This is a genomic window from Shimia sp. W99, assembly GCF_053851455.3.
On the sequence record NZ_JBSQBU020000001.1, the window covers coordinates 3,699,824 to 3,724,160 of the forward strand.

17 protein-coding genes and 1 pseudogene are annotated in these 24,337 nt (G+C 57.4%); 15 read left to right on the top strand and 3 right to left on the bottom strand.

Annotated features, from left to right (window positions below):
• The first annotated feature begins 6 nt into the window (after positions 1-6).
• Both ACS3QZ_RS17980 and ACS3QZ_RS17985 read left to right on the top strand, forming a co-directional pair.
• Positions 7-6,462 carry an AAA family ATPase gene (locus tag ACS3QZ_RS17980; RefSeq protein ID WP_456039044.1) on the top strand — a complete coding sequence of 2,152 codons (6,456 nt, stop codon included), beginning with the start codon at positions 7-9 and terminating at the stop codon, positions 6,460-6,462.
• Between the two features lie 50 nt (positions 6,463-6,512).
• A pseudogene (locus ACS3QZ_RS17985) lies at positions 6,513-6,706 on the top strand (DDE-type integrase/transposase/recombinase); the annotation flags it as partial.
• A gap of 128 nt (positions 6,707-6,834) precedes the next feature.
• Here the strand turns inward: ACS3QZ_RS17985 and ACS3QZ_RS17990 are convergent.
• A complete protein-coding gene (locus ACS3QZ_RS17990; RefSeq protein WP_456039364.1) occupies positions 6,835-7,641 on the bottom strand; it encodes a LuxR C-terminal-related transcriptional regulator in 807 nt (268 codons plus the stop codon).
• Positions 7,642-7,761: 120 nt separating this feature from the next.
• Here ACS3QZ_RS17990 and ACS3QZ_RS17995 point away from each other — a divergent pair, with 120 nt between their 5' ends.
• From ACS3QZ_RS17995 to ACS3QZ_RS18020, 6 genes are all read left to right on the top strand, one after another.
• Complete coding sequence (locus tag ACS3QZ_RS17995; RefSeq protein ID WP_456039045.1) at positions 7,762-8,883, top strand: ABC transporter ATP-binding protein; 1,122 nt, start codon at positions 7,762-7,764, stop codon at positions 8,881-8,883.
• 30 nt (positions 8,884-8,913) lie between these two features.
• Positions 8,914-10,071, top strand: a complete 1,158-nt coding sequence (locus ACS3QZ_RS18000) for an ABC transporter substrate-binding protein (protein WP_456039046.1) — start codon at positions 8,914-8,916, stop codon at positions 10,069-10,071.
• A gap of 23 nt (positions 10,072-10,094) precedes the next feature.
• Positions 10,095-10,946, top strand: coding sequence for an ABC transporter permease (locus ACS3QZ_RS18005; RefSeq protein WP_093094560.1), 852 nt, complete (start codon positions 10,095-10,097; stop codon positions 10,944-10,946).
• A 10-nt stretch (positions 10,947-10,956) separates the two neighbouring features.
• Complete coding sequence (locus tag ACS3QZ_RS18010) at positions 10,957-11,775, top strand: ABC transporter permease (protein WP_456039047.1); 819 nt, start codon at positions 10,957-10,959, stop codon at positions 11,773-11,775.
• A gap of 35 nt (positions 11,776-11,810) precedes the next feature.
• Positions 11,811-12,569: an SDR family NAD(P)-dependent oxidoreductase gene (locus ACS3QZ_RS18015; protein WP_093094705.1), complete on the top strand. Its 759-nt coding sequence runs from the start codon at positions 11,811-11,813 to the stop codon at positions 12,567-12,569.
• A 114-nt stretch (positions 12,570-12,683) separates the two neighbouring features.
• Entirely contained in the window at positions 12,684-12,824 is a 141-nt protein-coding gene (locus ACS3QZ_RS18020; protein ID WP_456039048.1) for a hypothetical protein, read from the top strand.
• 188 nt (positions 12,825-13,012) lie between these two features.
• Here ACS3QZ_RS18020 and ACS3QZ_RS18025 read toward each other — a convergent pair whose 3' ends face one another.
• Positions 13,013-13,267: a hypothetical protein gene (locus ACS3QZ_RS18025; protein WP_456039049.1), complete on the bottom strand. Its 255-nt coding sequence runs from the start codon at positions 13,265-13,267 to the stop codon at positions 13,013-13,015.
• Between ACS3QZ_RS18025 and ACS3QZ_RS18030 the strand changes: the two genes are divergently transcribed.
• From ACS3QZ_RS18030 to ACS3QZ_RS18055, 6 genes are all read left to right on the top strand, one after another.
• Entirely contained in the window at positions 13,227-14,807 is a 1,581-nt protein-coding gene (locus ACS3QZ_RS18030) for an ABC transporter substrate-binding protein (protein WP_456039050.1), read from the top strand. The two genes, ACS3QZ_RS18025 and ACS3QZ_RS18030, sit on opposite strands and share 41 nt — an antisense overlap.
• A 137-nt stretch (positions 14,808-14,944) precedes the next feature.
• The gene (locus ACS3QZ_RS18035; protein WP_456039051.1) at positions 14,945-15,916 is read left to right on the top strand and encodes an ABC transporter permease; all 972 of its coding nucleotides are present in this window, start codon (positions 14,945-14,947) and stop codon (positions 15,914-15,916) included.
• Positions 15,913-16,875, top strand: coding sequence for an ABC transporter permease (locus tag ACS3QZ_RS18040; protein WP_456039052.1), 963 nt, complete (start codon positions 15,913-15,915; stop codon positions 16,873-16,875). Before ACS3QZ_RS18035 ends, ACS3QZ_RS18040 begins: the two co-directional genes overlap by 4 nt.
• Positions 16,872-18,563: an ABC transporter ATP-binding protein gene (locus tag ACS3QZ_RS18045; RefSeq protein ID WP_456039053.1), complete on the top strand. Its 1,692-nt coding sequence runs from the start codon at positions 16,872-16,874 to the stop codon at positions 18,561-18,563. Before ACS3QZ_RS18040 ends, ACS3QZ_RS18045 begins: the two co-directional genes overlap by 4 nt.
• A gap of 72 nt (positions 18,564-18,635) precedes the next feature.
• Complete coding sequence (locus ACS3QZ_RS18050) at positions 18,636-19,238, top strand: helix-turn-helix domain-containing protein (RefSeq protein WP_456039054.1); 603 nt, start codon at positions 18,636-18,638, stop codon at positions 19,236-19,238.
• Positions 19,239-19,273: 35 nt separating this feature from the next.
• On the top strand, positions 19,274-20,389 hold the full coding sequence (locus ACS3QZ_RS18055) for a M24 family metallopeptidase (RefSeq protein ID WP_456039055.1): 1,116 nt from the start codon (positions 19,274-19,276) through the stop codon (positions 20,387-20,389).
• A 235-nt stretch (positions 20,390-20,624) separates the two neighbouring features.
• Here ACS3QZ_RS18055 and ACS3QZ_RS18060 read toward each other — a convergent pair whose 3' ends face one another.
• Positions 20,625-21,818, bottom strand: coding sequence for a YcaO-like family protein (locus tag ACS3QZ_RS18060; protein WP_456039056.1), 1,194 nt, complete (start codon positions 21,816-21,818; stop codon positions 20,625-20,627).
• 37 nt (positions 21,819-21,855) lie between these two features.
• On the opposite strand from ACS3QZ_RS18060, the gene ACS3QZ_RS18065 reads away from it, so the two are divergent.
• On the top strand, positions 21,856-24,336 hold the full coding sequence (locus tag ACS3QZ_RS18065; protein ID WP_456039057.1) for an adenylate/guanylate cyclase domain-containing protein: 2,481 nt from the start codon (positions 21,856-21,858) through the stop codon (positions 24,334-24,336).
• Position 24,337 lies beyond the last annotated feature (1 nt).

Sequence of the window (24,337 nt, forward strand, 5' to 3'; positions counted from 1 at the left end):
ACTGACGTGATCCGCGCAATTCAGGACAAAACAGTCAGGTCCGGCCTGTTCATGGCGGAGAGCGATGAAGCTGGTGAGCCGTTGCTGGTCTGGCAAAGCACGGCGCAAACGCGCTTGCAGCAACGGCGCCTAGAAGCGCGACTGGCGGGTCTGCAGCAATTATCGGGAACACAGGTTGCGCAGGTGGTCGATTTCGACATGGACCACGATATTGCGCAGGTCGTGATGATGCGCCCCACAGGAGACCCCTTGTCGCGGGTGACTGGGCGAGGGGGATTGCGGGTAGGGCAATTCCTGGGGCTTGCCGTTCAAATGGCCGGTGCCGTTCAATCCCTGCACAATCGCCGCATCCCGCACGGTCATATCAAGCCGGAAGCGCTTTTTGTGCATCCGCATACCGGGGCCGTGACACTGGCGTTGCACCCGGATTCCTTGATGCAACCGTCCGGGCGTCCTTCGGATATTGCCGGGCGCGCATTGGAAGATATTGCTTATTCAGCGCCGGAACAAAGTGGGCGGATCGAAACAGTCGCAGACCTGCGAGCGGATTTGTATGCGCTGGGCGTTGTGTTCTACGAAATGCTGACGGGTGCTCCGCCTTTCAACGCTTTGGACGAAATGGAGCTGGTGCACCAGCATTTGGCCGTCCCGCCGAGACCGCTTTCGCAAGTGCGCAAGAATGTGCCCCGCCAGCTGGCACGACTGGTGCACAAACTTTTGGAGAAGGGACCAGAAGCGCGGTATCAAACAGCCTTCGGCCTCTTGAGTGACTTAAAAAGATGCGTCGAGTGTTTCGAACAGGACACCGATATCCCCGAATTTGTTCTGGGCGCTCAGGATGATCACTCGGTGTTTCATATCCCCGATCGCCTGTTTGGTCGAGAGCGGGAAGTGCGGCGCATGAACGAGGCGGCTGAGCGGGTATGTGCCGGAGGCGTGGAATGCGTGCTCTTGGCAGGTCGAAGCGGGACCGGTAAATCGGCGCTCGCTGCAAAACTGCGTGATCTCGGGGGGACGGCACCACAGCCGCTGATCATTTCGGGAAAATACGAGGAAATCCAGAGCCTGCCGTATCTGGCGATTATCGAGGCCTTGCGTAGCTTTGTTCTGCTCAAGGTGTCGCAAGGCCCTGAGGAACTGGAGAGCTACCGTTTGCGGCTTGTCGAGGCTTTGGGCGACAACCTGGGTGTGATCGCTGAGTTCCTGCCAGAGCTGAAGATGGTAACGGGCGACATCTCCGCTCCGGTGAATGCCGACTCGATGGAGCGCAATCAGCGTTTCCGGCTGGCCATTCAGGCTTTCTTTGAAACGATGTCGGACCCGGATAGCCCGGTCATCCTGTTTCTAGACGATTTGCATTGGGCCGAAGCCGCATCCATAACATTGCTTGAGGATATGATCCGCACTGCGCGCCTGTCTCATCTTCTGATCGTTGGAGCCTACCGCGACAATGCGAAAGGAGCAGGCGAAAAGGCAGCGCGTTTGATCGACGCGTTTGTCGATGCTGGCTATCCCTGCGAAACCCTGAACATTCGCCCGCTTCAGGGGGATGATACGCTCGAGATCATCGCCGAATCCATGGGGCTTGAGGATCGTTCGGTCGTAAGTCACCTGGCGCGCGTTTTGCATGGCAAAACCCAGGGCAACGCGTTCCACCTGCGCCGACTATTGGCCGTGCTCTATCAGGAAGGTGCAATCCGTTTCGATATGGAGGCGGCGCGATGGGTCTGGGGCATGGACGCCGTTACTCAGCACGTGGTCGAATCCGATGTCGCTTTGCTTATGACGGAGCGGATCGAGCTATTGTCGGTGCCAGCATTGGAAATACTGCGATACGCAGCTTGCTTCGGTACCAATGTGGCCCCGGAATCGTTGCAGCTGCTGAGCGAGCGGGGTGAAGACGAGATTGAGGCTTTGTTGCAGGAAGCCGCGGACGCAGGCTTCCTCGAGCGTGACGGAACGCAGCAGGAGTTGTTCCGCTTCTCGCATGACATGGTACGAGACGCGGCCTACCGTTTGACACCTGACGAAGACCGCGCCTTGCTGCACTATCGCATCGGGTCCTTTTTGTTGGGCGACATGGAGGACATGAACACCGATGAGCGGCTTTTCGTTGCGTTGGATCAGGTAAATCGGGGCATTGACTGCCTGAGAGACCCGCCCATCGGCCGACTGATTGTCAGTGCTTCGCTTGCGGCGGCGTACCGGGCCAAGGCTCTGGCGGCCTATGACACCGCGCATCGTTACCTCTCCGTGGCAATGAGCATTTCGACTGATCTTGGCGGAGTCGACTGGGATGTCGAGCCCGAAATCACGGCGCGTCTGCGGCGGGAGATGCTGGAGATGACTTTTCTTGTTTCGGGTTTCGATGCCGCGCGGCCGCTTTTTGAAGAGTTGCTCGAGAACTTGCCCACGCCCAGTGAGAAAGCCCGGATCTACCAGTTGCTGGTAACGCTGTTCACATTCCGGTCAGATTATGAGCAGGCGCTGGACTTCGGGGTCGCCGGGTTGAAACTTTTGGGTATTAATCTGTCCGCACCGCTGAACCCGAAGATCGGGCAGCAATTGGCGTTGACCCATCTGGCTTTGCGCAAGCATGATGTCTTTGATTTCTCGTCGTTGCCGGAAATGGAGAACGAAGCGTCCGAGCAGTTGATGGAAATGCTCATGATCGTTTCGACGCCAGCGTTTCTGACCAACAAGGATCTGTTCGTTCTTATCTCTCTTCGAATGTTCCGGATCACGTTGCGAGACGGTTTGACGAGTGCGGGCATCTTTTCGATCCAGAACTATGCCATCGTGATGTATATCGCATTCAAGTCGGTTGACCGGGCGTTTCGCATTGGCACGAACCTTTTCCTGCTACTGGAAAGCCGGAACGTCTCTGCGCAGGTGCGCGGACGATTATACTATACTTACTGTGTCGTGGTCGCATGGCATTTCAAGGATTATGACGAATTGCATGCCCTGTTGGGCGAGGGCATCGGACACAGCTGGTCGGCGGTGGATCTGGAATATGTAGGGTACTTTTACTACGGCTTGTTGAAGTACACTTGGGTTGGCTGCAAGCCACTATCCAACCTATTGGCGGAGCTTGACGAGTTCGATCGGTACCAGAAACGTCTCAAACACGAAGTACTGAGCGATATCACGTCTGTTTACCGCCGGGCGCTGCAACGGCTGACGGGCGGCGTCGAGGACCGGGCGTGGTCCAAGCAGGATAGTGAGCTGTGGCGCGAAATGGCGGGTGAGGCAGCGGTGGGCAGTTTTCTGACCACCGAAATGCTGCTGACCCATATCTATGGCGACTGGAAAGTCGTTCGTAACCTTTACACCAGTTTGCTGGCCGAAGAGGGGTTCACGACGCTGGGCCCCGAGTTTGTCGATTATCACCTGTTGTCTGGGTTATGCATAACGCGTCCGCCATCCGTATCGCTTGGCTTGAGCCACCGTCAACGCAGATTGCGGTTACGTAAACACCTCAAGGCGCTCAAGAGGCTGCAGGATCATTTTCCAACCAATCACAGCTTTCAGTACCTTTTGTTGCTTGGCGAGGCCGAGCGGGCGAAGGGAAATGCGGAGACCGGCCTGCTTTATGTCACCGAAGCCGTTGAGCGCGCCGAGGAGGCGGGGATCTGGTCTTATGTTGGAATCGGATGCGAATGTGCAGCTCAGGCTGCGAAGGAGTTGGATGACAAGACAGCCCATGAAATGTGGTTGCGGCGCGCGTTGAATGCCTATGACAAATGGGGCGCCCAGTCGAAATGTGATGAGTTGTTGGACCAGCACCCTGAACTGGAAGTGATCGCGACTGCTGCTGATTTGGTCGGCCAACCGTCCGAACTGGATTTGTCGACCATCGTCAAGACCAGTCAGGCGATCTTGGAGATCACGGACGTAAACACGTTGCTGAAAAGACTTTTGGCAATTGCCATAGAAAATGCAGGTGCGAATCTTGGTGAACTCTTCCTGCGCAGGGATGGCCGTCTGGTTCTCGCGGCGAGTGCAGATACGTCGCAGGGAGATGTTTCGGTGACGCTCATCAAGCCGAACCTCCCTCTTGGCGAACTTTCAGATCAGAAACACCCCAAAGATCTTGTGGCCCGCGTCGAGGCGATGAAAACCTCCGTAATCCTGGCAGACGCAAGTACAGCTCCGGGTTATGAGCGCGACCGGTATGTACATCGCAACGCGCCGAAATCCCTTTTTACGATGCCGATCATCGGGTCGGGCGAGGTGCTTGGAGTGCTGCACCTTGAAAACACGCTGGCCAAGGGTGTGTTCACCCCCGCCCGTCGGGAAATCCTGTCAACGATCATGACGCTGGCGTCGATTTCGCTCACCAACGCGCTGCTTTATGCGCGACAGGAAGAGGCCCTGGAAGTTGAAAAACGCGCTTCACGCGAGTTGGCACAGATCAACCAGGCGAAGGACGAATTCCTGGCCAATACGGGCCATGAACTGCGTACGCCTTTGAATGGGATTATCGGTCTCGCGGATGGAATGCTAAGCGGTGCCAACGGGCCCCTTCCTGATCAGGCGCGGGCGACTCTGGATTTGATCGTTACTTCGGGACGGCGGTTGAGCAACTTGGTCAATGATATTCTGGATTTCTCGCGGCTTAAGGACGGGCAGATCGACCTAAAGGCTGTTCCACTTGATCTTCATTCAGCCATCAACGTCGTTTTTGCCTTGATGGACAACCGCGCGCGGAGCGCGGACGTGACGCTGGTCAATGAAGTGCCGCAGAACGCGCCCAACGTGCTCGCGGACGAAAACAGGTTGCAGCAGATCTTGTTCAACTTGGTGGACAACGCCGTCAAATTTGCGCCCGGTGGTACAGTACGGATGGGATGCGTCGCGAAAGGCGATCGCGTGGAGATCATTGTTGCAGATGATGGGCCGGGCATTCCCGAAGAAAGCAAGACGCAGATATTCCGTGGGTTCGAGCAGGTCGATGCTTCGTCCCGCCGTGAACAAGGGGGACTCGGGCTGGGGCTCGCCATAGTCGAGCGCCTGACAAAACTGCAAGGTGGCGAAATCACGGAAGTTGGAACCTTTGGTCAGGGCGCACAGTTCCGGTTAGACCTGCCTGCGACGGAAGAAGAGGCAGTTGCGCAACACGCCGGAGGTGACACGGTCTCTCGCCCGATCGTTGATGTGGGCTCTTACATGGCAGACGTGGTTTTGCGGCCGTCACAGAACATTGGCAAGAAACGTCGCAACAAGGCCTTGCTGGTGGACGATGATCCTGTGAACCTTCAGGTTCTTGAAAACTACATGTCGCTTGAAGGGTTCGAAACCCAATCCGCAAGTGATGGAGAAACGGCACTGAAGCTGGTTGCCGACGGGTACGAGCCGGATATCGTTCTTCTTGATGTGATGATGCCGCGTATGTCGGGTTACGAAGTCTGTGCGAGGTTGCGTGAAACCCATCCGGCATCGCGCCTCCCAATCGTAATGCTAACCGCCAAGAACCGACTTGAGGATCTTCGCGCCGGATTCGAAGCGGGCGCAACGGATTACCTTGCCAAACCGTTTTCGCGCGACGAGCTTTCAGCACGCATGCATGCTCACCTGTCGCTGACGCGGGTGTCCAATGCCTATAAACGCTTTGTACCGGTCGAGTTTCTTGATTTTCTGAAACGGGATAGCATCCTTGACATTGATTTGGGTGACAACGTTTCGCGCAACATGACGATCATGTTCACCGACATTCGTGGGTTTACGACAATTGCGGAAAACATGACGCCGCATGAGAGCTTCGAGTTCCTGAACGAATACTTCCGTCGGATCGGGCCTATTGTCCAGGAACACAAAGGGGTGGTCGCGCAATTTCTTGGAGATGGCATGATGGCTCTGTTTCCAAACAAACCGCAGGATGCGTGCAACGCGGCAATTGAAATTCAGCGAGAGCTGCGCCGCATCAATGTTGACCGCGCGGCGCTCAACCTGGCACCAGTTGGCACTGGGATCGGGTTGCATTCCGGTGACTTGATCATGGGTATCCTTGGAGACAAGTACCGGTTGAACGGCAATGTCGTGTCGGACACGGTGAATGTCGCCGCAAGACTCGAAACCTTGACGGCACAGTGTGGGATATCCATCGCGGCTTCGGACGTGGTCGTTTCCGCTTTGTCAGAAAATGTGCGCGCCGAATGTCGCAAGATGACACGCGTGCGCATGGCTGGAAAGTCCAACGCCATGGATGTGTACGAGATATTTGCAGGTGATATCGTGCCGGACATTCGCATGAAACAAGAGACGCGGAGTGGCTTTGAAGCGGCTGGAGAGCATTTCCGCAATGCCCAGTTTGATCTGGCGCAGTTGGCCTTTCGCGACTTGTCCGACAGGTATCCTCGTGACTCGGCAGCAGCGTGGATGGCCGAACGTTCACGGCAGTTGGCAGTCAGCGGAGCAGAAAAAGACTGGCAGGGCGCGGATACGTTGACGCAGAAGTAGGGCTGAAGATTGTTCGACGTTGCCAATTGGGTGGCAGGGCAAACTGAAGCTGGCCCTTGGGCGGGGTATTCGTGCACATCAACGCGAGCGGCATCACCTTTGGCTGGCTGCCGATCACGAAGGAGACGGCCAGGAAAGATATGTGACGAAGCCCAGAGACAGGAAGGCGGCGTTGAAGTTCATCAGGAAATCAATGCGCCGATGCGGTCGGCTGCACATCCTCGTTACAGACAAACTTAGATCCATGGTGCGGCTCTCGCCGAGTGGCGCCAGCTTTGTGCGGAGTAAAGCGCAGCTTTGCTGTCCAAGCTCAGGCGCGTTCGAATCCGTCTGACAGCACCGGCAAATCGCTTTCGGCAGACGGCGTCAGGATCAATGTTTTCTGGATCTGGAATCCCCGGCCAGCAATGTGTCGATGAACTTGGAAAACAACTCACCCTGAGAGTTGATCTGAAGCTTGGAGTAAATGTTGCGACGGTGGATGCGAACGGTGCCGGGAGAGATTTCAAGAATACGCCCGACAGCGTCGGCGGAATGCCCTTTCAACGTATGTTCGACGACCTGCCGTTCGCGAGGGGTAAGGACACCTTCACCAAAACTAGTGAAGGCAATCTCAACACTGTTTTGGAGCGAGGCATCGGATTCGGGGTTGGCGCTATTGCCAAAACTGTTCGCCAAGGTCTTCCAATGCCTTGCACAGGTTGCGCGTACAACTGGCCAGTATTCCTTAAGTTGGCGAATCTCCTTGGCTGAAAATGCCTTCTCGGCACGCATCAGCGAGACAACGACAGTCGCGTTTCCGGGAAGGTCGATGAAGAAACCGATCTCTTCTGCAAGCCCGGTCCGCGCATAGTAGTTTCGAAAATACTCTCCCTGAAAAAACCGGTCTGGGGCAAGTTCCTTGATCCGGTATAGCCCCGGAGCGACATTGTTGACGCACGCGAGGTAAAACGGATCCAGCAAGTATGGGCCTTCCTGATAGTCCTCGACGAAAATTTGACGCTTACCCCTTGGGAAATCGTCAAAAAGGTCCATCGGACGGGCTGATCCGAGATACCCGAAAACAACGGTGAAATCGAACGGCGCGATCGTGCGAAGTGTGTTCGAAAGGGTGTTGGCGAAGTCGTCGGCTTCGATTGAATCGACAAGTTGTCCGGTTGCCTCGATCAAGCTCAAAATGCGTCCCTCTCGGGTTTTTGGTGAATATACCTAAAACGTGATATATACATCAGTTTTGATTTTTTTTACAGTTTCCGGCAATGCGATGGTAGTCCAAAAATCAAAAAAAGACAGGGATAAATGGAAAGCGTGCAATATGCCACCAAAACAGATTTGGTAAGCGGAAACGCGATTGCCGAGCTTAGAGGCGTGACCAAGCGCTACGGTTCAGTGTTGGCCGCCAGTGATCTCGATCTTGCAATTGAGCCGGGCGAATTTCTTTCGTTTCTGGGGCCGTCAGGCTGTGGCAAGACCACGGCATTGCGCATGCTGGCAGGGTTCGAAACGCCGACCGAAGGTCAAGTGCTGCTAGACGGTGAAGTCGTGAACGATGTGGACGCCCATCATCGTCCAGTGAACATGGTGTTCCAGCAATACGCGCTTTTCCCTCATATGACGGTGGCTCAAAACATCGGCTATGGCCTGCGCCAAGTTCGTCCGCGTATCTCCAAGGAGCAGATCAATGAAAGGGTCGGCAAGGCGCTTGCAACTGTGCGTCTGGCAGGGTTCGAAGACCGGCGTATCTGGGAGATGTCCGGCGGGCAGCAGCAGCGCGTTGCGCTAGCGAGGGCCATAGTCAACGAACCAAAGCTTTTGCTTCTTGACGAGCCGATGGCCGCGTTGGACCGAAAACTGCGCAAGGAAATGCAAATCGAACTGCAAGACTTGCAGCGGGAACTGGGTATTACCTTTGTTCTTGTCACGCATGATCAGGAAGAAGCTCTGTCGATGAGCGACCGCATTTGCATCATGCGGGATGGAAAAATTGTCCAGATCGGGTCGCCGCAGGAACTCTATGACACTCCGAAATCACGGTATGTCGCCGATTTTGTCGGTACGTCCAATTTCTTTGAAGGCAAAGTCGTCGGCTACCAGGGGGATTTGGTGTCCGTCCGGCTGAGCGACGGTACTGTCGTAGAAGCCAGATCGCTCCATAAGGTCGCTGACGGGCAAGATGCGTGCGTAAGCGTCCGGCCCGAGCAAATGCGATTGTCGCGCGAAGAAGGTGGGCTGCCAGTGCATGTCCACAATCGGATCTTTCTCGGTGAACATACCGAGTATCTCGTAACGCATGCGACGCTTGGTGAATTCCTGGTCCTGTCACCAAGGCAAACGGAAATGAACGATGGTCCGTTCAACGCGGGCGAAAGCCTTACGGTGTCCTGGGACGCCGGAACAGCGCTCGTATTGGAACAAGAATAATAGCCACCAAACACCAACAGGAGAGAAACCATGACAAACAGACCTGACCACATCTCGAAGAAGAAGTTCATGGAGGAGCTGGAGCGCTATCGAAAAGGCTCGATCAGTCGCCGCCATTTCCTTCGTGTGACCGGCCTTGGTGCCGCCACTGCCGTTTTGGGTTCGACCATGCCTGGCCTGCGACCGCGCCCCGCTTTTGCCGGTGATATCGGGGATCGCGTGGTTTTGGCCACATGGCCGAACTATCACGATACGGCGAATTTCGACGCCTTTACCGAGGCAACCGGTGCGCATGTGCAGGTGAATGTTTTTGGGTCGAACGAAGAAATGCTCGCCAAGCTTCAGGCCGGGGCGACCGGATGGGACGTTTATGTTCCGACGAATTACACGTTCGAAGACTATGTCAAGGAAGACCTGATCGAGCCTTTGGACGTGTCGCGCTTGCCCAACTATGAACCTGCGGCCTTTGATCCGCGTTATGCCGAAGCCGGGTCGGTGAATGGCAAGCTTTACGGTGTTCCCAAGAACTGGGGATCAACCGGCATGGCGATCAACACCAAACACAACAATGGGAAGGGTATTTCTTCGTGGAAAGAGTTCTTTGACATCACGATGGACAAGTTCTCGGGTCGCACGGTTGTTCACGATTATCAGCTGACCACGATCGGTAGTGCGCTGAACTACTATGGCTATTCCTTCAACTCGGTGGATGAAAAAGAGCTGGCGGATGCCGAGAAACTTCTGATCGACGTCAAACCGCATCTTTTTGCAATCACGTCAGATTACCAGCCGCCGATGCGCAATGGTGATGCCTGGCTGACGATCTGCTGGTCGGGGGACGGCAAGCAACTTAATGCCGACATGCCCGAGATCGCATATGCCCTTGGCAGCGATGGCGGCGAGATCTGGAGCGACTACTACGCAATCCCCAAAAGCTCGGAACGCAAGGATGCCGCGTACGCGCTCATCAACTTCCTGATCAATCCAGAAGTAAATGCCAAGGAGGTTCTTGCGCATGGATATCCGACAGCGGATTCGCGGACGTTTGATCTTTTGCCGGATGCGCTGAAGAACGATCCCATCATCTTCCCCGCGCAGGAATTGCTGAGCCCGCTTGAATTCGGTGCTGCGGTGACGCTCACGGATCCGAACCGCGCCGAGTTGATGGCGCGCTTCAAATCTGCCTGAACCTGAAATAAATCGAGAACAACATGAAGCAGAACAAGCGAAACTGGCTGTTGTTGGCGCCGGCAGGAACATGGTTCCTGGTCATGCTGATCATTCCGCTGAGTGTTGTTCTCATATTCAGTTTCGGAGAGCGAGCGCCGTCAGGTGGCGTTGTGCTTGCTCTTTCGCTTGAGCAATATGCAAACCTCCCCGCACGCTGGACGGCATTCAAAAATACCATGACGCTGGCTCCGATCGGAACGCTTGCGGCGTTGTTGATCGCCTATCCTCTGGCGTATTTCCTGGCTGTGAAGGTCAATCCGAAATGGAAGACGATCCTTCTGGTTTTGGTCATCGTTCCTTTTTGGACCTCGATACTGATACGCAGTTATGCCTGGATTTTCCTTTTGGGTGGAAGGGGGCTACCTGCGCTTCTGGACTGGATTGGCATAGAAGGTGTCCGGCTGATCAACACGCCTTTCGCGGTGCTTGTCGGAATTGTGTATGGGTACTTGCCTCTCATGGTTTTTCCTATCTTCGTAAGTCTTGATCGCCTCGACAAACGGCTTCTGGAGGCAGCCTCTGACCTAGGTGCAAGCCGTTGGAACGCGTTTCTACAAATCACGCTGCCCCTGTCCATTCCGGGTATCGCGACCGGATGCATGCTTGTGTTTATCTTGCTGATGGGAGAGTTCCTGATCCCGGCCTTGCTGGGCGGCGGCAAGGTATTCTTCGTTGGCAACGCGCTTGTCGACTTGTTCCTGCAGTCGCGCAACTGGGCTTTCGGATCGGCAGTTGCGGTCACTCTGGTTGTGGTGATGCTGATCACGGTCACGATCTACATGCGACTGATCGCGCGGCTCGGGGCAAGCCGCGACGATGTCGCGATCATGTGAGGTGGGCAGGATGAGAATTTACGCCGTTAGTGTTTACCTGTTCCTGTATATTCCCATCGGGGTGATTGCACTGTTCAGCTTCAATGCCGGGCGGCACGCTAGCCAGCTTCAGGGGCTTTCGACAAAATGGTACGGCAAGGCGCTGTCCAATCCTTTTGTCATGGATGCGCTGGAAACCAGTCTGATCGTTGCATTCACGTCCGCGCTTCTCGCCAGTGTTTTCGGCACCATGGCGGCAGTTGCACTCCAGGGGATCAAAGGGCCGGTCCGCGTGTTCTTCGACCTGCTGATTTATGTTGCGGTCATGATTCCAGGCATCGTCATCGGCATTGCGACCCTGATAGGGCTGGTCACATTGTTTGATCAATTGAACCCCCTTCTCGCGGCTGTCTGGCCTGAGGGGTGGACGCCACCGAAGCTGCGAATGGGCGTCGGTTCGCTGATTGCAGCGCATACCATGTTTCTAATGGCCCTCGTGATCATCATTGTTCGTGCGCGTTTATCCGGCATGGACCGCGCCCTGATCGAGGCTTCCGCCGATCTCTATGCAAGCCCGGTCGGCACCTTCTTTCAGGTCACGTTGCCTATGATATTCCCTGCCATTCTGGCTGGCTTTCTGTTGAGTTTCACTTTCAGTTTTGACGACTTCATCATCGCATTCTTTGTCGCCGGTTCGGAAACAACTCTGCCAATCTACGTGTTCTCATCCATCCGCCGAGGTGTGACGCCCGAGATCAACGCGATCGGCACGATGGTACTGGCCGTTTCATTGGTGTTGCTGGTGACGGCCCAACTTCTCTTGCAACGCGGAGGCAAGAAACCCAAATGACCATTGCGCTCTCGAAAAATCGTTCTACGACCAAACTGCAGCTTGATGGGAAGGTCGCTCTAGTTACCGGAGCCGGTTCGGGCATCGGCAGAGCCGGCGCCATGGCGCTCGCCCGAAATGGGGCCGTGGTCATTGTCACCGATTTGGACGCTGGCAAATCAAGAGATGTTGTCACTGAATTGCGGGCCGAAGGTGTGATCGCGCATGCGGCCGAACTGGACGTTACGAATGATGCTGCGGTCGCGTCGACGGTAGACGATATCGTCCGACGCCATGGCCGGATCGACGTGTTGCACTCGCATGCCGGGTACCAGATCGAGGGGAATCTCGAACAGGTGCCGATTGAAGGGATGGATCGATCCTGGCAACTGAACGTCCGCTCGCACTTCATTGCGGCAAGAGCTTCGGTCGCGCACATGCGCGCTCAGGGTGGGGGTAGCATAATCATAACGTCGTCCAATTCAGGTGTGCAATATGACCGCGAAATGGTTGCCTACGCGACCACCAAACACGCCGTCATCGCCATGACACGTCAGATGGCCGCCGATTATGCCAAGGAAAACATCCGCATCAATGCCCTTTGCCCGGGCTTCATAGACACGCCCTTCAATGCGGGCTTCGAAAAACAAATGGGCGGTCGGGACAGGCTGGAAAACTACGTCGCCGAAACAATTCCAATGGGGCGTTGGGGCTCGGTTGACGAAATAGCCGATTCAATCCTGTTTCTTGCTTCGGACATGTCCTCGTTCATGACGGGTCATGCCTTGGTTGTGGATGGCGGTGAAAGCATTTGAGCGGGTGTTGTCAGAGCGATGGCGCCTGAGACGGGCCGGGCTTTTGTGGAACGTTGCTCTATAAGGAAGCACAGCCCTGATTGCTGCTTTCGTACGTTGCCAGAAGGCATCCGCTTGGCGGCGGTGCTTTACGTCTGTTTCCTGCCGTTGATTCGCAATGCGGGCGATATCGTGGATGAGCCGGGCGTCGCCAACCTGCAGGAAATGGGGCACTGGCGGCGCAATTGCGTCGAGAATTCGCACCTTTCGTTCTGATGACGAGAACGGGCCATGATCCGCCTTTGGCGTGTGCGAAGTGTGCAGATGTTCTCGCCCTTACGCGCCTCAGTCTCTGTTTGGACAAGAGGGGCGCGCTGCTCAGCCCGGTACGAATTCGTAGTGGGCGGGCCTCGCGCCTCCTTCGGAAATGCATGTAAAGGCGACAAAAATTTTTATTGTATACCTCAATAATTTTTTTTAGGGTTCTTACCGTGCAACGCCTCACATAGGCGGAGCAGTATCTGCAAGCCTGTTACTAATGCGGCAACCACGGAGATGGGGCGTTTCTCGTCGAAAAAAGCTCCCCAGAAAATCAATGAGTGCTTCTTTGCCGGATTCTTGATCAGGACAAACAATAACGACTGCTTGCGGAAAACACCTACTGACAGCGAGGAAACCATGAAAAAAACAGCAACGATCCTGGCGGTTGCGGCGCTCATGTCGTCAACTGCCGTGGCCAACGCCGAGACCCTTAAATGGGCGCGCGCGGGCGATGCCCTGACACTGGACCCCCATTCGCAGAACGAAGGTCCCAGCCACACCATGCGTCACCAGATGTATGAGCCGCTGATCATCCGCGACACCAGCGGCGCATTCGTGCCGACGCTGGCAACCGACTGGGCTCCGAGCGCAGACAACCCCAACGTCTGGGTCTTCAACCTGCGCAAGGGCGTAAAATTTCACGATGGCGCCGATTTCACTGCGGAAGACGTGGTGTTCAGCTTTGAGCGTGCGAAGCAGCCGAACTCGGACATGAAAGAACTGATCGGTTCGATCGTCGCGGTGCGCGCAGTCGACGACCACACGGTCGAGATCGAAACGGACGGTCCAAACCCGATCCTGCCGTCGAACCTGACCAACCTGTTCATGATGGATAAGGGCTGGACCGAGGCGAACAACACCGTCAAGGTGCAGGACTTTGAAGGTGGCGAGATCACCTATGCGACCACCAATGTGAACGGCACCGGCGCCTATCGGCTGGTCAGCCGCGAGCCCGACGTGAAAACCGTCATGGTGCGTAACGAAGAGTATTGGGGGCGCAACGATTTCCCGATGGAAGTCAGCGAAATCATCTATACCCCGATCCAGAACGCCGCGACCCGTGTTGCAGCCCTTCTGTCGGGCGAGGTAAACTTCCTTCAGGACATGCCGGTGCAGGATCTGGCCCGTGTGGACGGTGCAGATGGTTTGATGGTCAAACAGGCTCCGCAGAACCGCGTGATCTTCTTTGGGATGAACCAGGGCGCGGATGACATTGAAGCCGATAACGTCGACGGCAAGAACCCTCTCGCGGACGTGCGCGTGCGCAAGGCGATGTCGATGGCGATCAACCGCGATGCAATTCGCCAGGTTGTGATGCGTGGCCAGTCGCAGCCTGCGGGCATGATTGCGCCGCCCTTCGTCAACGGCTGGACGGCCGAGATGGACGGCGAAAGCACCACCGATATTGAAGGTGCCAAGGCGCTGATGGCCGAAGCCGGGTATGGCGACGGCTTCTCGATCCGCCTGGATTGTCCGAACGACCGCTACATCAACGACGAGCCGATCTGTCAGGCCGCGGTTGGCATGCTGGGTCAGATTGGCATCACGGTGAACCTGGACGCCATTCCGAAGGCACAGCACTTCCCCAAGATCACCGACGGCAAGACCGACTTCTACATGCTGGGCTGGGGTGTTCCGACCTATGACTCGGAGTACATCTTCAACTTCCTGGTGCATGGTCGTGAAAGCGATATCGGCACCTGGAACGGCACCGGCTTTAACAATGCGGACGTGAACGCCAAGATCAAATCGCTGGCATCCAACACCGATCTGGACGCGCGCAACGCGGATATCGCGGCTATCTGGCGTGTTGTTCAAGACGAACAGCTTTACATCCCGATCCACCATCAGGTGCTGAACTGGGGTATGAGCGAAAACGTTGGCATCGAGGTGGATCCTGAGGATCAGCCCCGCGTCAAATACTTCACCATGAAGTAATGTGATCCGGGCCGCCCGATTGTTTCGGGTGGCCCGTTTCTGCCGAAGACGGAAACGTTCCGCGCCTCGGCACCTTTCCGTGATCCGTCAAGTCAACGCGTGGCCCTCACGCGTATTGGCACAAGAAAGCCTCTGCGATGTTGCCATTCATCCTAAAGCGCGTGTTCCAGTCATTTCTGGTTCTGGTCATTACCGGAGCTATTGCGTTTTCCATGTTCACCTTTGTCGGCGACCCGATTGACAACATGCTTGGTCAGGAGCGCACGATGGAAGACGTCGAGCGTCTGCGCGCGCAGTTGGGCCTCGATAAGCCGGTTCCGGTGCAGTATTTCCGATTTCTGAATGAAGCGATCCAAGGCAATTTCGGCGTCAGCTATCGTCAGGGGCGCGAAGTTTCCGAGATCATCATGGAGCGCGCACCGGCCACTTTGGAACTGGCGGCCCTGTCTGCGATCTTCGCCGTTGTGATGGGGATTGCGCTGGGTGTGTTCACCGCCATTCGTCGTGACGGGTTCGCCGCCAATTTCATCATGTCCGCGTCGCTGATCGGGGTTTCCCTGCCGACCTTCCTGATCGGTATTCTGCTGATCTATCTGTTTTCCGTCGAGCTGGGCTGGTTGCCGAGCTTTGGCCGCGGTGAAGTGGTCCAGATCGGTGGATGGACCACTGGTTTTCTGACGGAATCCGGTCTCAAGGCGCTGATCCTTCCGGCGATCACCCTGGGGCTCTACCAGATGACACTCATCATGCGGTTGGTGCGTTCGGAAATGCTTGAAGTGCTGCGTCAGGACTATATCCGTTTTGCCCGCGCACGCGGCCTGAGTGACCGGGTGATCAACTTCCGCCATGCGCTCAAGAACACCATGGTTCCTGTGATCACCGTCATCGGCCTGCAATTGGGCGCGATCATCGCCTTTGCGATCATCACCGAAACCGTATTCCAGTGGCCCGGCCTCGGGCTCTTGTTCATCAACGCAATCCAGTTCGTCGATATCCCGGTTATGGCGGCATATCTGATGATGATCTCGGTGATGTTCGTCGTCATCAACCTCTTGGTTGATATCCTCTATGCCTTCATCGATCCACGCTTAAGGGTGAGTGCCAAGTGACCGATCAACCCATCTCTGCGCAAAAAGAGACGCAATCGGCGTCTCCGTCCCGCCTGCGCCGCGCGCTGGACAGTGACTTTTTTTACGCTTTCCGCCACTCGCCTGTCGCAATGGTCTCGGCCGCTGTGTCGATCCTGCTGATCCTGTCAGCTGTCTTCGCGCCGTTGATTGCGACAACCAATCCGTTCGATCCCACGACGCTGAACCTGATGAACGGGTTCACGCCGCCTATGACGCCCAACGCCTTTACCGGCGAGACGTTCCTGATGGGCACCGACGATCAGGGGCGGGACGTCTTTTCCACCATCCTTTACGGGATGCGCATTTCGCTGTTCGTCGGCTTTGCCGCCGTGCTGTTTGCGGTGGTTCTGGGCATCTTCCTTGGCCTTTTGGCCGGCTATTTTGGTGGCTGGACCGACAGTTTCATCATGCGCGCCGCTGACGTGCAGCTGACTTTCCCATCCATCCTTGTCGCGATGCTGATCTTTGGTATTGCCAAGGGCATCACCCCGGTCGAACACCGCGATCAGATGGCGATCTGGGTGCTGATCCTCGCCATTGGTCTGAGTGATTGGGTGCAGTTCGCGCGCGTCGTGCGCGGCGCGACGCTGGTGGAGAAGAACAAGGATTATGTATCGGCGGCCCGGCTGATCGGGCGGCGGCCTTCGGCGATCATGCTGCGACACATTCTGCCCAATATCCTGTCCCCCGTGCTGGTGATTGCCACGATCTCATTGGCGCTGGCGATTATCGCCGAGGCCACGCTCAGTTTCCTCGGAGTGGGGGCACCGCCCACGCAGCCTTCGCTGGGAACACTGATCCGCATCGGGCAGGGCTACCTGTTCTCCGGTGAATGGTGGATCCTGTTTTTCCCGGCCTGCACCCTGCTTGCCCTGGCGCTGAGTGTGAACATGCTGGGCGACTGGCTGCGTGATGTATTGAATCCGAGGCTGAAATGACCGAACCCGTACTTTCCATCCGCAACCTGACGGTCGAAATTCCCACCCGCCGCGGGCTGTTCAAACCTGTGCAGAATGTCAGCTATGATATCCATCCCGGCGAAATCCGCGGTGTTGTTGGCGAAAGTGGCGCGGGCAAGTCGATGACAGGAAATGCCGTCATCGGACTGTTGGATGAGCCGGCACGCATCGCGTCCGGTGAAATCTGGCTCAAGGGGCGTCGGATCGACAACCTCGGCCCCGAGGAAAAACGCGCCATTCGTGGGCGTGAGATCGGTATGATCTTTCAGGATCCGCTGACCTCGCTCAACCCGTTGTTCACCATTGGCGAACAGCTGGTCGAAACCATTCAGCTGCACCTCAAGGTTTCTGCCTCTGAGGCAAAGGAGCGCGCGCTTGCGTTGCTGGAGCGGGTCTCGATCCCGGACCCAAAGACTCGGTTCGACCAGTATCCGCACCAGTTCTCGGGCGGGATGCGCCAGCGGGTTGTGATCGCGCTGGCCTTGTGCTCGGAGCCTTCCGTCATCGTGGCGGATGAGCCGACCACGGCGCTGGATGTCTCGATTCAGGCGCAGGTGCTGGACCTTATCAAGGAGCTGGCTTCGGAAACGCAGGTGGGGGTGATCCTTGTCACGCACGACATGGGCGTCATCGCTGACACCACCGAACAGGTTACCGTGATGTACTCTGGCGAGGTTGTCGAGAATGGTCCGACCGACAAGGTACTAAGCGCGCCGGAGCATGAATACACCAAGTCGCTGATTTCTGCCGTGCCGCGTCCGCAAGTCAAGCTGCATCGCTTTCCGCAGGTCAGCTATGGCGGTCGTGAAACCACCTTCAAGATCGAGGACCTTGCGCGCAACTGGCACAAACCGGAGCTGTCCAAGTCGGGCAAGCTGGTCGAAGTCAAAGGCATCACCAAGAAGTTCCTGGAAAAATCCGCGCTTCTGCCGTCGCGTCGTACCTATTTTACGGCTGTTGATGACGTGTCATTCGATATCAAGGACGGCGAGGTTTTTGGCCTTGTCGGGGAAAGCGGATCGGGCAAATCCACAGTGGCGCGCATGATTGGCACGCTGCTGCCGGTTGATGGTGGCCAGATCCATTTCGACGGCGATGACATCACCGCAATGTCGGCGGCGGATATGGCGAATTACCGCAAACAGATCCAGATGATCTTTCAGGATCCGTTCTCGAGCCTGAACCCGCGCATGAAGGTGGAAAGCATTGTCGCCGAGCCGCTGCTGCATCACAAGCTCTTGCCGCCGGATCAGGTCAGCGGGCGGGTGCATGAATTGCTGGATCGTGTCGGCCTGACCCGTGCGGCTGCCACGAAATATCCGCATGAGTTCTCGGGTGGCCAGCGCCAGCGCATTTCGATTGCACGCGCTCTGGCGACGCAACCAAGGTTTTTGATCTGCGATGAACCCACCAGCGCTCTGGATGTGTCGATTCAGGCGCAGATCCTTAATATTCTCAAGGATTTGCAGGAACATCTTGGCCTGACCATGTTGTTCATCAGCCATGATCTTCCGGTGGTGCGCCAGATGTGTGATCGCGTCGGCGTGATGAAACAGGGCCAGTTGATCGAGGTGCAGGATACCGAGACGCTCTTTGCCCACCCCGAGCAGGCGTATACGGCCCAGTTGCTTGATCTGATGCCCCGGTTGGCGCAGCTGTCGAGCTAATGGAATGCGTCGTTTTTTCATACCCCCGGCCGCCTGCGTGGATCGTATCCTCACGATCCGGAGGAATGTGAAATGATGGCATCCGATCAGCTCGAACCGGCCAAGCTGGGCAACTTAATCCGCAAGTGCCGACAGCAGCGCAAGCTGACGCTGAAAGAACTCTGTGACAAGGCTGGCGTTTCCGTCGGCTACTTGTCGCAGGTCGAACGGGGCAATGCGACGCCTTCTCTCGGGACCTTGGCACAGATCGCCCGCGCACTTGACTTGGGCCTTGATTACTTTGTGGCCCGACCCAAACCAGGGGATGCGGTGTCTTACGCGGCTCAACGGCGCAAGTTTTCGATCTCGGACTCTAGTGTCACCTACGAGGCTCTCAGCACCGACTTTCCCGGTCACGAATTGTCGGCCTTCATCATGAACTGCCCTCCGGGATTTCAATCCGAGACGTTTCAGCATGAGGGCGAAGAGTTCATCTACGTCCTCAGCGGCTCGATTGAAAAAAGCCTCGATGGGGAAACCTTTACCCTGCGCGAGGGCGACAGCCTGCATTACAACGGAATGACACCGCACTCGTGGAAAACACTGGGTGACACGCCCGCCCGCATGCTGTGGACCGGCACATTGGTCGTACTGCAAGGGGATCAAAACAGCCGCCTTCCCGGACATCGCGGCTGACCCCGCCCATCAAGGCGCCATTCAGGAGAAGTTCAATGTCTGATATTGTGAAAAACAGGTTGGCGCGGCTTCGAAAGCGCATGGATGAAACCAATACCGATCTGGTCGCCATCGGACCGGGAAGTCACATGCAGTGGCTGCTGGGATTGAATCCGCATGGTGATGAACGTCCGGTCATGGCGATTGTGACTGCCGAACACGTCGGCGTGCTCATGCCCCTTCTGAACGCAGAAGCGTCGCGCGCGCAATGTGCAGACATACCGTTTTATGAGTGGGGTGACGCCGACGGCCCGTTGGGTGCGCTGAAGCAGCTTTTGAACGAGTCAGATGCCAACCGTCCCGGCCTCAGCATCGTTCTGGACGAGACAATGCGTACCGATTTTTCGTTCCTTCTGCTTGATCAGCTTGATGCGCCGACCCACCGTTTCACGTTGGACACGGTTGGCTTCCTGCGCGCTGAAAAAGGCGCCGAAGAACGCCAGCTCCTGAAGGACAGTGCCCTTTTGAACGATGCCGCCTTTGAACGGGCGTTTGACGCTTTGCGCACCGGAATGACCGAGCTCGAAGTGCGCGATATCATTATCAATCACTACGTCGAAAACGGAGCTCAACCCGCCTTTTGCATCGTCGCATTTGGGGAAAACAGCGCCTACCCGCACCATCATGCGGGTACGGATACCCTGCAACCCAACATGGCCGTGCTGATTGATGCCGGGTGCCGCTTGCGGGGCTATCCTTCGGACATGACCCGCTGTGCCTGGTATGGGGATACGCCCAGTCCACGGTTCAACGAAATTGCCAGCATCGTTGAACAAGCGGTGCAGGCCGCGCAATCCGAGGCTTTGCCCGGTACCCTGTGCAGCGACGTTGACAAAGCCGCCCGCGCGGTCGTTGCAGACGGAGGCTATGGCCCGGAATTCCTGCACCGCACCGGCCATGGTCTGGGCGTAGACGTCCACGAACCGCCCTATATCGCCGCCAACTATCCAGAACCGCTGCGGGTTGGAAACGTCTTCTCCATTGAGCCGGGCATCTACTTGAACGAGGAGTTTGGCATTCGGCTCGAGGACGTGGCGTTTCTACATCCCAATGGTGTCGAATTCCTGTCTGAATTGCCCCGCACTGTCCGACGGCTGCCTGTCAGGGATTAAGTAACGAGCCCGAAAATTTTCGTTCGGCGGTGACGCTGTGTGCCAGGTCTCTGTTATCGCATCGGAGCATGGATGATTAGTTGCGCAACAGTGGCTTTGACAAGAGCCAGTCATCTGTTCGGTTTTGGTGGCTGGGATTTGCAGCTTTCAATCGTGAGGTGCAGTTTCTGTACGGGAACAAGTCTGTCCTGCAGCCCCAGCTGAGACCCGTTTGATTCCGTCTGACACGGCCGCCTCAGATTCTGAGCAGTATGGGGTTTGGGGCTGTGCTCACCGTGGTCAGATCGCGGTCGTCCGGGGCCAGAAGACGTGGCCGTCCGAAACGGGGTTTCCAGTGGCACAGGTCTGGAGACAATGCGCGCCAGACCGGGACCGAGAATTCAGGCCGGGTCTGGCACAGGAAGGCGACACGTATCCCCGCGTCTTGCAAACGCGTACCGATCGAGGTTGGTGCATTGGGCGGGATTGCAGCTGGGGGCGCGCCAAGCGACAGGGGCGGCGCGTGATCTCCGGCCTCACGCGCCCATGTCTCAAGCCCCGGTCGCGCCTCTGCGGCTCCGCCCTGAAACACGAGCGCCATTTGAGCCATCTCTGCCAACGCCTTGAGGGCAGCGGCTGCAAATGTGGGCGCTGCGGCGAAGCCCAGGGCCGGTGGGGCTTTCGCGGATTGTCCAACGGCGGCAACGACCGGGACACCGATATCGCTGGTGATGTCGAAAAGGCGTGTGGCCAGTCCAACGGTGCGGCAAGCTTCGATCAGATGCCTGCCTGCGTCGTCCAGCATGGTGTCAGCAAGGTGATGGCGCGCGCGACACCCGTACCACCAGCGCCCGGTGGCATCCCGCTCGATCAATTCGAGCAGGGCGCCTGCTTGCGCCGCGCTGTCAGATGGACCCGCAGCGCAGCCGTTGGTGTCGGCAACAAGGATTGCCTCGGGATCGCCGGACCGGTGTTCTCCGAGAAAAACGGCTTGGGCGGGCACCCAGACGGGCGCACCCGTCAAGTCGACGATCTGCACCCATTCGGTTTCGGTCGTGCCGGGGTTCGGGGCGATCCAGTCGGTGCCCTTGAGATGCGCGTTCCATGCCTCTCTGTTTGACCTCTGGTCCCGAGAGAAGCCGGCCAATGTTGTCGCGCTCCAGACCTCGCCCGGCAGATCCTTTTCGCGGGCCTTCACCGTTGCCTCATCGCCCCATCGGCAGAGGCTCGCGACTTCGACGGCCTCTCCAAGACCGCTGATTTGGGCCAGTTGCATAGTCACACCATGTCCCGACGCTGCCCGCCCGGCGGATGGTAGTGCGGCAGAGGGCCAGCGCGGCCAGCGTGCCAAGGCCGCGTCGTTCGGGGTTGTCAGATTGCAATGAACCGGCCAGCCCTCGGGCGAGAGCGCAAAAACATCGAAAAATTCGGCAATTTCCGCTAGGCTCATGGGGTAATCTTATTTCGAATGCACCTGTGGCGATAGTATGAAACCGCACCAAGATATCCCGGATCAGGCAACTGAACCGTCTCCAGATGGGACGCAGGAGCGGGTGGTCTTGTTCATCGACATGGTGTCCTACAGCCAACGTATCGGCGAAGACGAGGCGGCTACGCTGGAGTTCATGTCTGCGTGTTTTGATACGTTGCGCATTCTGGCGCGGCGCTATCAGGGCAAGCTGGTCAAGACGCTTGGTGATGGCGCGATGCTGTTGTTTGACGAGGCGCACAACGCCATAGAGTACGGGGTGGAGTTCCAGCGCATCGTGACGAAACTGCAGACCGCGGTGGCCGATCCCTATGTTTTTCGGGTTGGGGTACACAAGGGTGCCGTCCTGATTCACAACGGGGATGCGTTCGGAAACACGGTCAATGTTGCGGCCCGATTGCAATCCGTCGCGGCGCCGGGGCGATGTGTTGTTTCCCAGATCGTTTATGAGCTGGCCCATGACGTGATCGATCTGGAGTTCGAGGCGCTTGGGGCGCCGGCTTTGAAGAATATCCGCGAACGCATCCCGGTCTATGGCGTGGTTGATCCGCTCCTTCAGAGACAGTTTGGTGAACGGCCTGCCGTTCCGCAAATCGAGGTGCTGAAAGGTGCCTTTGTCGCGCGCGGGCCTGCGCTGGATCATGATGTGCGATTGCTTCTGGGGTATCTTGCCCTTTGTCCCGGACATGCCGACAGCCTCGAACGACTGGCCGCGCTTCTTGGAGGTCAAGGCGCGGCGGCACGGGTCGCGGATGCGGTCCTTGCGCTTGAAGAGGATCACGGGTTTCTGGGCCGTGCCGTCAGTCAGTTTGGAGGGCTTGTGGCGCTTGATCCGGTGGCTTTGGAAACCGATCTGGACATTCTGTTGCGCGATCTCCGACAGGACCGTGTGCCTGAATTGCTGCTCTCGGATGCGGAGTGGCCGCAGCGTATTCTTGCGGGGTTCAGGGAGGCAGGGCCGGTGTTCGCCGGGTGGCGTCGGGTGATCAGAGCGACCTGGAAGCGGCGGCTGATGCACGAGATGGAGCGCCTGCTGGAGCGCAGTACGTCGAGTGAGGATGTGCATGAAGATGCTGCAGATGCCATGCTGTTGCTTGAGCCCGGAAACGAGATCGCAGCCGAGGCGCGGATCAGGGTTCGCATCGCGCGCGGGGACCAGGGCGGGGCGCTTGCCGAGTTCGAACGGCTGGAGCAATATCTTGCGGAAACTTACGGCGTGGCACCGGGAGAGCGGATCCGAGCGCTGGTCAGTGCGCTGGTAAAGAAAGGCGGGCAAAGCTTGCTGCGGCCTGCCTCATCGCGCCCCCGGCGGCTGTTGCGGATCGCAGTGGGCGGGTTCGAAGGCAACGGGCCGGCCGTGTCCGAGCAGCTGGCGGCCTTTCGCGGCGACCTGATCGCAAATCTCGCGCGTTTCCGGGACTGGTCGGTGATTGACAGCCTCGCGGGCGATGAGGGGCAAACGGTAATAGACTACCGTGTCGATGGGCGTTCGACAGGGCAAGGTGGCGCGCCAACACTGGCGCTGACACTAAACGAGCACGCCAGCGGGCGCGCTCTCTGGGCCGAGGCGTTCACGATCTCCTCCGACTCGTGGGAGCGGTCGCAGCGCGAGATCATTCGGCGCATTGCGGCCACGATTGAGAGCTACATCTCGGCGGATCGTCTGGCGCTTGTGCTTGGGGGGCGAAGTGATGATGTGACCAGCCATGATGCGTGGTTGCGTGGCGACCGGGCATTGATGCGCTGGACACCGGAAGGGGCCGAAGAGGCGCGGGGCATATTCGAAAGCATTCTTGAAAAAGACCCTGATCACACGCCGTCGCTGTATCGGCTTGCTTCGATTTCTAACGTGCAGCACGTGATCTGGCCGGGGCGGGCGCGGCGTTCGGCGGAGGATGCCGAGGCGGACAGGTTCGCGTCCCGTGCGGTTGACCTTGATCCGATGGACGCGCGTGTGCAACGCACCGTAGCGTGGACCGCTGCCATGAACGGGGCTTTTGCGCGGGCCACGATGCATATGGACCTGGCGGTGAGCCTCAATCCCAACAGCCCGACATCGCTGGCGAGTTGCGCGATGGGGTTTGCCTGGTTTGGCGAACAGGAAAAGGCAGATGCAGCGCTGACGCGATGCCTGTCGATAGCTCCCTTGTTGCCGGAATGGGGGTGGGCCTACAACGCGGCAACCTATTTCGTTCTGGGACGTCTCGACGAGGCCCTTGAAGCCGCAGAGCTTGGCGGGGACAGTATCGCAGACACGCAGGGATGGATCGCGGCCACACATGCGCGGCGTCGGGATACCGGCGCGGCCGGCGCCGCGTTTCGCCGTTTTGTGGCGATGATCACACCCGCCTGGAGCGGACCGGCACCGGTCACGTTCGAGAGTGCGGCGGATTGGTTCGCGGGCGCCTATCCGCTGCGTTATGAAGACGATCGCAGGCGATTGAGCGAGGCGATCCACGCCGCAAGACGTGCCGCGTGAT